Below are 12,999 nucleotides of genomic sequence, written 5' to 3'. Positions count from 1 at the left end.
CAGGACGCTCGTGCGCGCTCGTCGCGCCTAAATCATCCGAGCTTCCCGTTGTCTTGCCCGTGGCTGCCCGAGAAAGGAAGCCAGGGAAAGGGCATCCGCGCACCGTGAAACGGCGCGCCCCTTTCCGCTTATTAAGGACAAGACATGTTCAATCACCACAAAGTGGAAATCGAATGGGGCGGCCGTCCGCTCATCCTGGAAACCGGCAAGATCGCGCGCCAGGCCGATGGCGCTGTGCTCGCCACTTACGGCGAGACCAAGGTGCTGGCCACCGTCGTTTCGATGAAGGAGCCGAAGCCCGGCCTCGATTTCTTTCCGCTGACCGTCAACTACCAGGAAAAGACCTATGCCGCCGGCAAGATCCCGGGCGGCTATTTCAAGCGTGAAGGCCGTCCGAGCGAAAAGGAGACGCTGGTTTCCCGCCTCATCGACCGCCCGATCCGCCCGCTCTTCGCCGACGGCTACAAGAACGACACGCAGATCGTCGTCACCGTCGTGCAGCACGATCTCGAAAATGATCCGGACATCCTGTCGATCGTCGCCACCTCGGCGGCCCTGACGCTCTCCGGCGTTCCGTTCATGGGCCCGGTCGGCGGCGCCCGCGTCGGTTACATCAACGGCGAATATGTGCTGAACCCGCATGTCGATGAGATGCAGGAATCCAAGCTCGACCTCGTTGTCGCCGGCACCGCCGACGCCGTGCTGATGGTCGAGTCGGAAGCCAAGGAACTTGGCGAAGAGCTGATGCTCGGAGCCGTCATGTTTGGCCACAAGGGTTTCCAGCCGGTCATCGACGCCATCATCAAGCTGGCCGAAGTTGCAGCCAAGGAACCGCGCGACTTCACCGCGCCGGATTATTCCGCGCTTGAGGCCGAGATGCTGAAGATCGTCGGCGACGAGCTCAGCAATGCCTACAAGAACGTCGACAAGCAGAAGCGTTACGCCGCGGTCGACGCCGTCAAGGCGAAGGTCAAGGCCGCGTTTGCCCCCGCTGAAGGCGAGGACGCAAAGTACACCTCCGAACAGATCGGCTCGGTGTTCAAGGAGCTCCAGGCCAAGGTCGTGCGCTGGAACATTCTCGACACCGGCTCGCGCATCGATGGCCGCGACCTCAAGACGGTTCGCAAGATCGTTTCCGAAGTCGGCGTCCTGCCGCGCACCCATGGTTCGGCGCTGTTCACCCGCGGCGAGACCCAGGCGCTGGTCGTCGCCACGCTCGGCACCGGCGAGGACGAGCAGTATGTCGATTCCCTGACCGGCATGTACAAGGAGAAGTTCCTCCTTCACTACAACTTCCCTCCCTATTCCGTCGGTGAGACCGGCCGCATGGGTTCGCCGGGCCGCCGCGAAATCGGCCACGGCAAGCTCGCCTGGCGCGCCATCCGTCCGATGCTGCCCTCCGCTGACCAGTTCCCCTACACGCTGCGCGTCGTCTCGGAGATCACCGAGTCCAACGGTTCGTCGTCGATGGCCACCGTCTGCGGTACCTCGCTGGCGCTGATGGATGCCGGCGTGCCGCTGGCCAAGCCGGTTGCCGGCATCGCCATGGGCCTGATCAAGGAAGGCGAGCGCTTCGCCGTGCTCTCCGATATCCTTGGCGACGAAGATCATCTCGGCGACATGGACTTCAAGGTCGCCGGCACCGAAGGCGGCATCACCTCGCTGCAGATGGACATCAAGATCGATGGCATCACCGAGGAGATCATGAAGATCGCCCTTGGCCAGGCCAAGGACGGCCGCCTGCACATCCTCGGCGAAATGGCCCATGCCCTGACCGGCGCCCGTCCCGAACTCGGCGAGTTCGCACCGCGCATCGAGGTCATGCACATCCCGACCGACAAGATCCGCGACGTCATCGGTTCGGGCGGCAAGGTCATCCGCGAGATCGTCGAGAAGACCGGCGCCAAGATCAACATCGAGGACGACGGCACGGTCAAGATCGCTTCCTCGAACGCCAAGGAGATCGAGGCGGCCAAGAAGTGGATCCACACCATCGTCGCCGAGCCGGAAGTCGGCGAAATCTACGAAGGCACGGTCGTCAAGACCGCCGACTTCGGCGCCTTCGTCAACTTCTTCGGTCCGCGTGACGGCCTCGTCCACATCTCGCAGCTCGCCAACGACCGGGTCGCCAAGACCTCGGACGTCGTCAAGGAAGGCGACAAGGTCTGGGTGAAGCTGATGGGCTTCGACGAGCGCGGCAAGGTTCGCCTGTCGATGAAGGTCGTCGACCAGGCCACCGGCAAGGAAATCGCCCGCGACAAGAAGACCGAAGGCGAAGAAAACGCCGCCTGATCGGTCCGACGGAAAAAGGAGGCGGGCGCGGCTTAGGTCGCGCCCGTTTTTTTATGGAGCACGGCTATGTCCGCTGAAGCGCTGAAGACGCTTTTTTACCCGTTCGAGGCCGAGGCTCTTTCCTTGCCGCGGCAGGGCCAGCGCGTTCTCTTCCTTGGCGCCGAACCCGGCCTGCGCCTGCCGCCGGCTTTCGAGGCTACGCTCAATCTCGTACAGGGCTTCCGGCCGTATTTCCGTGCGTTGCAGGCGGCCGGCTTCACGGTCACGCCGCAATCGGCCGGTGACGGTTTTGATGCCGCGTTGGTGCTCGCCGGCGGCCATCGCGGCCAGAACGAATTGCGCATCGCCGAGGCTATGGAGCGCGTGGCAGAGGGCGGATTGATCGTCATTGCCGGTGGCAAGGAGGATGGCATTGCCAGCCTGCGCAAGCGTGTTGGCGATCTTGCGCCGCTCGATGGCCACATGCCGAAATATCACGGCATTGCCTTCTGGCTGCGCCGCCCGGCTGACATGCAGGCCGCCGCCGTACTTCGCACCGCCAATCCCGCCTTGCTGGTTGGGGACCGGTTCCACACCGCGCCCGGCATGTTCTCCTTCGATCGCGTCGATGCCGGCTCGAAACTGCTGGTCGACAACCTGCCCGGCGATCTGCGTGGCAGCGCGGCCGATTTCTGTGCCGGCTGGGGCTATGTGGCGGCGGAGATGGCCGCCCGCTCGCCGGGCTTGTCGGCGCTCGATCTATACGAGGCCGATTTCGACGCGCTGGAGGCGGCCAGGGGCAATCTCGGTAACACAATGGCACAGGGCTTCTTCTGGACGGACCTGCTCGCCGAGCCTGTGGAGCGCCGCTACGACGTCATCGCCATGAACCCGCCCTTCCATCGCAGCCGTGCGGCGGAGCCTGAGATTGGTGCCGGCATGATCCGCGCGGCAGCCAAGGCCCTGAAGCCCGGCGGACGCCTGTTCATGGTCGCCAACCGGCAGCTTCCTTACGAAGCCGTCCTGTCAGCGGCCTTCGCCAGCCACGCAGAGCTTGCTCGTGACGGCATGTTCAAGGTGTTTTCGGCGCGCCGCTGAGGCAACGGCGGGAGCCATGGCGCTCAATGGAGGTTGGCGACTCGCCTGGTATCTTCGGCCGCATGGCCACCGATACTGGCCGTGAGCGGTGCTGGCCGGCCGAAGAGGTAGCCCTGCACCACCTCACAGCCGGCGGCCCTGAGCAGCGTCGCCTGGCTTTCGGTCTCGACGCCTTCGGCGATGATGCTGACGCCGAGCGCCCGCGACAGCCCGACGATGGTCGACACGACGGCGCCGGAGCTGGCGTCGGTATCGATGCGGCTGATGAAGGAACGATCGATCTTCAGCTTGCCGAACGAGAAGTCGATCAGATAGCTGAGGTTGGAATAACCGGTGCCGAAATCATCGACGGCGACCGAGATGCCCATCTCGGCAAGCTCTTTCAGGATGGCGGCCGCGCGGTCGCGGTCCTGCATCATCGCCGTCTCGGTGACTTCCAGCTCCAGCCGTGACGGCTTGATGCCCGTGGTCCGCATCGTGTCGCGTACAAGGCCGACAAAGTCCTTGGTCATGAACTGGACCGGCGAGATGTTGACGGCGACGAAACAGTCGTCCGGCAGATGGCGGGCATCGCTGCAGGCCTTGCGCAGCACCCATTCGCCGATCGGGTTGATCATGCCGGTCTCCTCGGCGATCTGGATGAACTCCATCGGCGGGATCATGCCGCGTTCGGGATGCTGCCAGCGGATCAACGCCTCGTAGCCGACGATGCGGCCGGTCGGGAGGTCGAGCTGCGGCTGGTAGTGCAGGTCGAAATCACCGCGTTCAAAGGCGCTGTGCAGCTCGGATTCGACCCACTGGCGATGGTCGGCCACGCGTCCCATCTCGCTGTCGAAGACCGACCAGTTGCCAACTCCGCTCGCACGCGCATTCTGCAGCGCCAGGTTGGAGCGCCGCAGGATGAGGACCGGATCGACACCGTCCTTGGGCATCGCCACGATGCCGACCGACAGGCTCACCGATTGCTGGTGGCTGCTGAGTTCATACGGCTCCATCATTTCGTCGATGAGCCTCTCGACCATGCTTTCCAAGGTTCCCTGGATCAGATGGTCCGGGAGCAGCACCGCGAACTCGCCGGCCCCGATGCGTCCGATCGGCGCGCGCGCGGGCACGCAGCTGTGCAGCCGCTTGGTGAAGGCGCGGATCAGTTCGTCGCCCTGGGTGTAGCCGATCGCGTCGTTGATTTGTTTGAACCGGTCGATGTCGATGTCGATCAGGAACACCGGTTCCCCGGTACGGCTTGTCGCGCATGCCGCCTCGGCGATCTTGCCGACCATGGCCGGCCGCGCCAGCAGTCCGGTCAGCTTGTCGAAATGGGTTTCGTTGAAGACGAAATCCGCCGATTCATCGATGCCTGCGAAGAAGGACATTGCCGCCACCGATGCCGCAAGCGCGCAAAGCGCGGCCATGATCGCGACCATCATGTCAGCTGATATGCCGGCAAACCCCTCGCCGAGACCGTGCTTCAGGCCCCAGATGCCGAGGACGAAACTGCCAATGCCCGAACTTGCTATCGTGAGCAGTCGGAACACTGGCGTTCGCTTCGGGTTGCTGACGGCAGGCATGAAAAGGTCCCCAGGTCGGAGACCCTATAGCGGAAACCCTCTTAAAATGAGTTTCCGCGAATGCATTCAATTTTACTGGAGAGGATTATTTTCTTGACTGGGAAAGGACCTGCTTGACGGGACCGCTCTTCAGTCTCCGCCGCCATCCGTCTGCTTCAATTCATCGAGCGTCGGCATCGAGACGATATGGTAGCCGGAATCGACATAGTGGATTTCGCCGGTGACACCGGAAGCGAGGTCGGACAGGAGATAGAGCGCGGAGCCGCCAACCTCGTCGATCGTCACGGTCCGGCGCAACGGCGAATTGCGCTGCTGGTAGGAGAACATGTGGCGGGCGTCCGAAATGCCGGCGCCGGCCAGTGTGCGCACCGGACCGGCCGAGATGCCGTTGACGCGGATGCCGCGCGGACCGTAGTCATTGGCGAGGTAGCGCACGCTGGCCTCGAGCCCGGCCTTGGCGACGCCCATGACATTATAGTTCGGCATGACGCGGACCGAGCCGGCATAGGTCAGCGTGATCATCGAGCCGCCGGCAGTCATCAGCGGCGCTGCATTGCGCGCCACCTCGGTGAAGGAATAGCAGGAGATCACCATCGTGCGGACGAAATTGTCCCGGCTGGTGTCGGCATAGAGGCCCTTCAACTCGTTCTTGTCGGAAAAGCCGATGGCATGGACGACGAAGTCCAACCCGCCCCATTCCTTGCCAAGCGTCTCGAACGTGGCGGCGACCGAAGCGCTGTCCTCGACGTCGCAGGGAACGACCAGCGAAGCGCCGAGCTTGTCGGCGAGCGGCTTGACCCGGCGGCCGAAAGCGTCGCCCTGGTAGGTGAAGGCGAGTTCCGCCCCATGTTCGGATAATTTCCGGGCTATGCCCCAGGCGATCGAATGATCGTTGGCGACACCCATGACAAGCCCGCGCTTGCCCTTCATCAATCCGTCCATGGCCGGCAATCCTTATGTAAAACTTGGCCCTATGCGGAATAGCGCTGGAAAACGAGCGTTGCGTTGGTGCCGCCGAAACCGAAGGAATTCGACAGAACGGTGTCGATCGCGGCGTTGTCGATGCGCTTGCGCACGATCGGCATGCCCTCGAATTCCGGATCGAGCGTCTCGATATGGGCGCTTTCTCCGATGAAGCCGCCTTGCATCATCAGGATCGAATAGATGGATTCCTGCACACCGGCCGCGCCCAGGGAATGGCCGGTCAGCGATTTCGTCGACGTGATGAACGGCATCTTCTCGCCGAACACTTCACGGATCGCGCCCATTTCCTTGGAATCACCGACCGGGGTCGAGGTGCCGTGGGTGTTGATGTAGTCGACCGGCGTGGAGACCGTCGCCAGCGCCTGGCGCATGCAGCGAACCGCGCCTTCGCCCGAGGGCGCCACCATGTCGTAGCCGTCCGACGTCGCGCCATAGCCGACGATCTCGGCGTAGATCTTGGCGCCGCGCGCCTTGGCGTGTTCCAGCTCTTCCAGCACCAGCACGCCGGCGCCGCCGGCGATGACGAAGCCGTCGCGATTGGCGTCATAGGCGCGCGATGCGGTGGAGGCCCTGTCGTTGAACTTCGACGACATGGCGCCCATGGCGTCGAACAGGTCCGACATCGTCCAGTCGAGATCCTCGTGGCCGCCGGCAAAGACCATGTCCTGCTTGCCCCACTGGATCAATTCGTAACCATTGCCGATGCAATGCGCCGAGGTCGAGCAGGCCGACGAGATCGAATAGTTGACGCCATGGATCTTGAACCAGGTGGCCAGCGTCGCCGACGCGGTCGACGACATCGCCTTCGGCACCGCGAAGGGACCGATGCGCTTGGGGCTGCCGTTCTTGAGCGTGGTCTCGGCGGCCTCGACGATGGTGCGGGTGGAAGGACCGCCCGAACCCATGACGATGCCGGTGCGCTCGTTGGTGATGTCGCTCTCGCCGAGGCCTGCATCCGCGATCGCCTGGTCCATGGCAACGTGATTCCAGGCCGCGCCCTGGCTCAGGAAACGCATCGCGCGGCGGTCGATCATGGCGGAAGGGTCGAGCGTCGGCGCGCCCCAGACCTGGCAGCGGAAGCCATGCTCCGCGAAGGAATCGGAAAAGCTGATGCCGGATCTGGCGTCATGCAGCGAGGTCTGCACCTCATTGGCATTGTTGCCGATCGACGACACGATGCCGAGGCCTGTGACTACGACACGTCTCATTCGCAACTCCTTCCAGGGATGCTGGCCAGTGTGCGGGCCAGGGCTGCGGTCAAGCGACCGCCGACTGCTTTGACAGACCGACCTTCAGGTCCGTCGCCGCGTATATGGGCTCACCATCCGCCTTCATCCAGCCATCAGCGATGCCGAGCACCAGCCGGCCGCGCATTACACGCTTGAAATCCACGCCATACTCCACCTTCTTGACCGATGGCGTGACCATGCCCTTGAACTTGACCTCTCCGGTCGACAGCGCCATTCCCTTGCCGGGTTCGCCGAGCCAGCCGAGATAGAAGCCTGTCAATTGCCACAGGGCGTCCAGGCCGAGGCAGCCAGGCATGATCGGATTGCCGATGAAATGGCAGGCAAAAAACCACAGGTCGGGCTTGATATCGAATTCGGCGCGGATGAAACCCTTGTCGAAGGCGCCGCCGGTCTCGCTGACCTCGGTGATACGGTCGAACATCAGCATCGGCGGGTAGGGCAGCTGGGCATTGCCCTCTCCGAACAGCTCGCCGCGGGCGCAGGCCAGCAATTCTTCGTAGTCGTAGCTGGATTTCGAACCCGCCATCAATTTCTCCCCATATCGTCCGGGCGGTAGCGCGCCCTTGTCGTTGGTGTCCTAACACAATCTGTTTCAGGCCGGAAACCGGCGTTTGCGCTTAACCCGCCAGTCTGCCCGGGTCAATGCGCGCTATTGATCGCATTCGGGCGACAGAATATATGTCAACCGGGGTCCGGGTTCGGCATATATTCATTTTTTTGCCACTCTGGGCGTGTCTTGAAGCGGGACTGTGAGCTTGGAAGACCAGATGGACCGGGGCTGCCGGAAGGAAAATGTCGCTGTGGACAAGCGGGTACGTGAAGCCGGCCTGAGGCCGACGCGTCAGCGCATTGCGCTGGCCGACCTGCTTTTCGCCAAGGGCGACCGCCATTTGTCGGCTGAGGAACTGCACGAGGAGGCGCAGGCCGCCGGCGTGCCGGTGTCGCTGGCCACCGTCTACAACGCGCTTCACCAGTTTACCCAGGCGGGGCTGCTGCGTATCCTCGCCGTCGAAGGTTCCAAGACCTATTTCGACACCAATACCTCCGATCACCACCATTTCTATATCGAAGGCGAAAACAGGATTTTCGACATCGCCAACGGCCCGGTCACGGTCACCAACCTGCCGGACCCGCCCGAGGGCATGGAAATCGCCAATGTCGATATCGTGGTGAGGCTGCGTCCCAAGCGTCCGGAATGACCGGCGAAGCCGGAACAATCGGTGTGGGATGAAACCCTTGGATTGGATAGTGCGGCTCGAATGGGCCGTCGTGGCGGTTGCCGCAATCGTCTTCTATGGCGCGACGGGCGTTTCCTGGTGGCTTTTCGCGTTGCTCATCCTGGCGCCGGACCTGTCGATGCTGGGTTATCTCGGTGGACCTCGCATCGGCGCCCTTGCCTACAACGCCTTGCACATTCTGATCGTACCGGTGCTTCTGCTGCTTGCCGGGCATCTCGCCGGCAGTGCGGTCGGCAGCGCCATCGCACTGATCTGGATCGCTCATATCGCAATCGACCGTGCACTGGGTTACGGCTTGAAGCTGTCAACGGGGTTTCAGGACACCCATCTTGGCCCTATCGGGCGCAAACGCGAGACGTTCAGTCCTTGACCCGCTCGCCCGGATAGGCGCCCCAGACGACCGACTGGGCAAGCCAGCCGGTGTGGCCGTCGAGCGTCATTTCGCACCATTGGCCGTCGCAGGACTTGATCGTGCCCATAACGCCCGGTTCGACGATCGCCACCACCCTGGCATCCTTGTCGGGACCTTTCAGAAGATTGACCTGGCCGCCCTTGCCGCGCTGCCAGGGCGCGATGATCGCCGTGCGCCGGCCCGACAGCAGCGACTGGTTGATCCATCCTTCCGAGCCATCGGCGTCGCGCACGCGCCGCCACGTATCGAACTCCTGGATGATCTCCATCGGCAGGCCAGCCTTCATATACATCCAGTCGACCGAATAGTTGGCGCCGGGGCCGACGCGCGAGTTGACGCGGCCGGATTTCAGGCTGACGAATCGCGGCAGCGGCAGCCCGCTCGGTCCGAGCGTGATGGCGCTCTGGGCAGGGGCGGCCGCGCTCTGCGCGCCGGCAAGCGAAGAATAGAGGAGAGCGCCGAGAAATGCTGCGCTGAGGGCCAGGCGAAGCGACGCGAAACCAGACACTTTCGTTCCTTTCGGCGCCGGCCCGACGGCTGCGGCACCCCTTTTTCTTTGTCTTCGGCGGCACCGCTTGTTACATGGGTAAAATCGGCCACCGCGACCAGCTTTCAGTTTCGCCGGTCTTGGTTAAAGAGGTCTCAACGAGGGAAACAATGCCAGGCAAAAAGAAGCCTCTCGTGGTCATCACGCGAAAGCTGCCCGACCCGGTCGAGACCCGCATGCGCGAACTGTTCGACGCAAGGCTGAATGTCGAGGACCGGCCGATGACGCAGCCGGAACTGGTCGCCGCGGTCAAGGAAGCCGACGTGCTGGTGCCGACCGTAACCGACCACATCGATGCCGCATTGATCGCCCAGGCCGGCGACAACCTCAAGCTAATCGCCAATTTCGGCAACGGCGTCGACAAGATCGACGTGGCGGCGGCGGCCAAGAAAGGCATCACCGTCACCAACACGCCCAACGTGCTCACCGAAGATACCGCCGACATGACCATGGCATTGATGCTGGCTGTGCCGCGCCGGCTGGCGGAAGGCGCCAACGTGCTCACGGGCGACAAGAAATGGGCCGGCTGGTCGCCGACCTGGATGCTTGGCCGGCGCATCTGGGGCAAGCGGCTCGGCATTGTCGGCATGGGCCGCATCGGCACCGCCGTTGCCAGGCGGGCCAAGGCTTTCGGCCTGTCCATCCACTATCACAACCGGCATCGCGTGCTGCCGGCGGTCGAGGATGGGTTGGAGGCGACCTATTGGGAGAGTCTTGACCAGATGCTGGCCCGCATGGACATCATCTCGGTCAATTGTCCGTCGACGCCGGCGACCTTCCATCTTCTGTCGGCACGGCGGCTGGCGTTGCTGCAGCCCACCGCTTATATCGTCAACACCGCCCGCGGCGACATCATCGACGAAGAAGCGCTGGTCAAGCTCATCCAGGACGGCAAGATCGCCGGCGCCGGCCTCGACGTCTACGAGCACGAGCCGGCCCTTAACGCCAAGCTCTTGAAACTCGCCGCCAGGAACAAGGTCGTGCTTCTGCCGCATATGGGCTCGGCCACGCTCGAGGGCCGCATCGACATGGGCGAGAAGGTCATCATCAATATCCGCGCCTTCGTCGACGGCCATCGTCCGCCGGACCGCGTGCTGCCGCTCAGGACCTGAAACTGTCCAGGCGCAGGCTCGCCGTTCAATGTAACGCGACGCTTACGAGATCGTTTTGCGCATGGTGATGGAGGTCGGCCTGTCATAGCCGTCATGCGCCGTCCGTCCGGTTTCGCGAAATCCGAGCCGGGCGAAGGCGGCATGATTGGTGGTGAGCTCGATCCTCGTCTCGAGCTCGATGGCGGCCTTGCCGCGGCTGCGGGCCAGATCTTCGGCCGCTTGCATCAGCCGTCGGCCAATGCCGTGCCCCTGGCGGTCCGGGGCGACGGCGAGCTTGCCGACATAAAGACCGTCAGCTCTTTCAAGAGCAAAAACGCAGCCCACGATCCTGTCGCCGTCGAGTGCCAGGAAGCCGGTCTCCCGCAGCGCCTTGGTGCGCAGCGCATCGGCTGTGAGCAGGTGAGCCGACGACGGCGGGTCGATGATGCCGTCCATAAAGGCGAAGGCACCCATAATGAGGGCAAGCACATCACCCCAGCGGCCGAAATCGGCTGGGATCCGCGTGATCGAAACATGGAAATGTCCCAAGATCAGCGTCTCTTGTAGCGGATCGTCTCGAAGCGCGCGGCCAGCGCATCATAGAGCAGCAGCCGGCCGATCAGCGGCTCGCCTATGCCGGTGATCAGCTTGATCGCCTCCATCGCCTGCAGCGTGCCGACGACCCCGGTCAGCGCTCCGAGCACCCCCGCCTCGGCGCAGGACGGCACAAGCCCCGGCGGCGGGGCCTCGGGAAACAGATCCCGATAGCTCGGGTTTGGCTTGCCGTCACTGCCGTTTTCGAAAGGCTTCAGCACGGTCACCGAGCCATCGAAGCGTCCAACGGCTGCATGCACCAGCGGCTTCTCTTGGCTGGCGCAGGCATCGGCCACCACATAACGCGTCTCGAAATTGTCGGACCCATCGACGACGACATCGTACCTGGCGACGAGGGCGGGGGCGTTCTCGGCGGTCAGCCGGAATGTGTGCGTTTCGACTGATATGTTGGGATTGATGCGAGCGATCGCCGCCTCGGCGCTCTGGGTCTTCAGCATGCCGATCGTATCGGTGCCATGGATGACCTGGCGCTGCAGGTTGGAGAGAGAAACGGTGTCGTCGTCGACCACGCCGAGCGTACCGACGCCGGCCGCTGCGAGATATTCAAGCACCGGCGCACCGAGCCCGCCGGCGCCGATCACCAGGACCCGCGCCTGCTTGAGCTTCTGCTGGCCCGCGCCGCCGACCTCGGGCAGCACGATGTGGCGGGCATAGCGTTCGATCTCGTCGGCGGTGAGCGCTGTGGTCATATCAGGACCATATAGTGGTCGAAAAAGCTTGTCAGGGGTCTTCGGTTGGCCCAACCGTACCATGGTCGACAGTTAGGAACTGCGCTCGGCCACGCAGGCTGGAAAACAGCGCCGCATCGGTTCCCGTCATGAAAGCCTGGCAGTTCAGTTCCTCCAGGATCGAGAACAGTGCCGCGCGCCGTCCGCCGTCGAGATGCGCCGCGATCTCGTCGAGCAGCAGGATCGGCGTCAGCCCGGACATTTCCCCGGTCAGCCGGGCATGCGACAGCACGATGCCGACCAGCAGTGCCTTCTGTTCGCCGGTCGAGCAGAGTTCGGCCGGCATCGCCTTGGGCCGGTGCCGGACCATGAGGTCTGAGCGGTGCGGGCCTTCGAGGGTGCGTCCGGCGGCGCGGTCACGGTCTCGGCCATCGGCAAGCGCCCGCCGGAACCGCTCCTCGACGTCGACCGCCGGTGCGCCGGCAATCTCGGCCTCCAGGTCACCCGAAAGGCCGATATCGGCCTGCGGAAACGGTCCGGTGTCGGGCAGCCTGCCGATCATGGCGGCCAGCAGCCGCACCATTTCGGCGCGCGCCGCGGCGATCGCCACGCCGGTCTCTGCCATCTGCGTCTCTATCGCCTCGAACCAGCCGGCATCCCGCGAGCCTTCCGTCAGCAAACGGTTACGGCCCCGCATCGCCTTCTCGTAATCGAGCGCACGCTGGCCATGTCCCGGATCGATCGCCAGCACCAGCCGGTCGAGAAAGCGCCGGCGATCCGCGGCCGGTCCGGTGAATAACGAATCCATCGCCGGCGTCAGCCACACGACCCGCAGCCACTCCAGCATGCCCTCGGCCCGCGCGGGGGCTCCGTTTATACGCACCCGCCTGCCGCTTTCCGCCGTGTCGCCGCCGGAGATGCCCGTGCCGATCTCGACCTCGCCGTCAGGCCCGTCGAGCCGGGCATGCAGGGCAAAGCCGCCATCGCCACCCTCACGTGCCACATCCCCATAAGGCGCGCGACGCAAGCCGCGCCCGGGCGTCAGGAAGGAGATCGCTTCGAGGAGATTGGTCTTGCCGGCACCATTGTCGCCCGAAAAGACCACGGCGCCCGGCGCAACATCTATCGCCAGGGTCGCGTAGTTACGAAAATTGGTAAGCGTAAGCTTACTTATATGGGTTTGTGCCGGCAACCGCTATCCGCCCGTGGAAGTCACCGCAACCAACGCCCGCCGCCGGCCGTATTCGCCAGGCGCCGCCG

At 63.8% G+C, this 12,999-nt stretch carries 13 protein-coding genes; 5 read left to right on the top strand and 8 right to left on the bottom strand.

What is annotated here, in order from left to right; translation table 11 throughout:
• The first annotated feature begins 144 nt into the window (after positions 1–144).
• A complete protein-coding gene (gene pnp / locus EN850_RS21875; protein WP_127276880.1) occupies positions 145–2,292 on the top strand; it encodes a polyribonucleotide nucleotidyltransferase in 2,148 nt (715 codons plus the stop codon).
• A 66-nt stretch (positions 2,293–2,358) separates the two neighbouring features.
• The gene (locus EN850_RS21870) at positions 2,359–3,369 is read left to right on the top strand and encodes a class I SAM-dependent methyltransferase (RefSeq protein WP_136092229.1); all 1,011 of its coding nucleotides are present in this window, start codon (positions 2,359–2,361) and stop codon (positions 3,367–3,369) included.
• A gap of 23 nt (positions 3,370–3,392) precedes the next feature.
• Here the strand turns inward: EN850_RS21870 and EN850_RS21865 are convergent, their stop codons facing one another.
• The 4 genes from EN850_RS21865 to fabA all read right to left on the bottom strand — a co-directional run bounded on the left by EN850_RS21865 (position 3,393) and on the right by fabA (position 7,694).
• A complete protein-coding gene (locus EN850_RS21865; protein WP_127870745.1) occupies positions 3,393–4,934 on the bottom strand; it encodes a bifunctional diguanylate cyclase/phosphodiesterase in 1,542 nt (513 codons plus the stop codon).
• 129 nt (positions 4,935–5,063) lie between these two features.
• Entirely contained in the window at positions 5,064–5,876 is an 813-nt protein-coding gene (gene fabI / locus EN850_RS21860; RefSeq protein ID WP_135882871.1) for an enoyl-ACP reductase FabI, read from the bottom strand.
• Between the two features lie 29 nt (positions 5,877–5,905).
• Complete coding sequence (gene fabB / locus EN850_RS21855; RefSeq protein WP_127870747.1) at positions 5,906–7,126, bottom strand: beta-ketoacyl-ACP synthase I; 1,221 nt, start codon at positions 7,124–7,126, stop codon at positions 5,906–5,908.
• A 49-nt stretch (positions 7,127–7,175) separates the two neighbouring features.
• A complete protein-coding gene (fabA, locus tag EN850_RS21850) occupies positions 7,176–7,694 on the bottom strand; it encodes a 3-hydroxyacyl-[acyl-carrier-protein] dehydratase FabA (protein WP_127276870.1) in 519 nt (172 codons plus the stop codon).
• Positions 7,695–7,935: 241 nt separating this feature from the next.
• Here fabA and irrA point away from each other — a divergent pair, with 241 nt between their 5' ends.
• Positions 7,936–8,367, top strand: coding sequence for an iron response transcriptional regulator IrrA (irrA, locus tag EN850_RS21845; RefSeq protein ID WP_027142023.1), 432 nt, complete (start codon positions 7,936–7,938; stop codon positions 8,365–8,367).
• 28 nt (positions 8,368–8,395) lie between these two features.
• Positions 8,396–8,776 (top strand): DUF4260 domain-containing protein, encoded by a 381-nt coding sequence (locus EN850_RS21840; RefSeq protein ID WP_127276866.1) that lies wholly within the window; start codon positions 8,396–8,398, stop codon positions 8,774–8,776.
• Here the strand turns inward: EN850_RS21840 and EN850_RS21835 are convergent.
• Positions 8,766–9,326 carry an SH3 domain-containing protein gene (locus tag EN850_RS21835; RefSeq protein WP_135916865.1) on the bottom strand — a complete coding sequence of 187 codons (561 nt, stop codon included), beginning with the start codon at positions 9,324–9,326 and terminating at the stop codon, positions 8,766–8,768. The two genes, EN850_RS21840 and EN850_RS21835, sit on opposite strands and share 11 nt — an antisense overlap.
• A 149-nt stretch (positions 9,327–9,475) precedes the next feature.
• Between EN850_RS21835 and EN850_RS21830 the strand changes: the two genes are divergently transcribed.
• Entirely contained in the window at positions 9,476–10,477 is a 1,002-nt protein-coding gene (locus EN850_RS21830; protein WP_127276862.1) for a D-glycerate dehydrogenase, read from the top strand.
• A 42-nt stretch (positions 10,478–10,519) separates the two neighbouring features.
• Here the strand turns inward: EN850_RS21830 and EN850_RS21825 are convergent, their stop codons facing one another.
• From EN850_RS21825 to recF, 3 genes are read right to left on the bottom strand one after another with little or no spacing between them, the layout of a single operon-like run.
• Positions 10,520–11,005 (bottom strand): GNAT family N-acetyltransferase, encoded by a 486-nt coding sequence (locus tag EN850_RS21825; protein WP_189591200.1) that lies wholly within the window; start codon positions 11,003–11,005, stop codon positions 10,520–10,522.
• Positions 11,006–11,007: 2 nt separating this feature from the next.
• Positions 11,008–11,760 (bottom strand): molybdopterin-synthase adenylyltransferase MoeB, encoded by a 753-nt coding sequence (locus EN850_RS21820; RefSeq protein WP_127276860.1) that lies wholly within the window; start codon positions 11,758–11,760, stop codon positions 11,008–11,010.
• 31 nt (positions 11,761–11,791) lie between these two features.
• Positions 11,792–12,931, bottom strand: a complete 1,140-nt coding sequence (gene recF / locus EN850_RS21815) for a DNA replication/repair protein RecF (protein WP_136092227.1) — start codon at positions 12,929–12,931, stop codon at positions 11,792–11,794.
• Positions 12,932–12,999 lie beyond the last annotated feature (68 nt).

This window comes from Mesorhizobium sp. M8A.F.Ca.ET.207.01.1.1, from assembly GCF_004794715.1.
Classification (GTDB): domain Bacteria; phylum Pseudomonadota; class Alphaproteobacteria; order Rhizobiales; family Rhizobiaceae; genus Mesorhizobium.
Note: the sequence above shows the minus strand (reverse complement) of the source record. Positions and strands in the feature narration are given on the sequence as shown.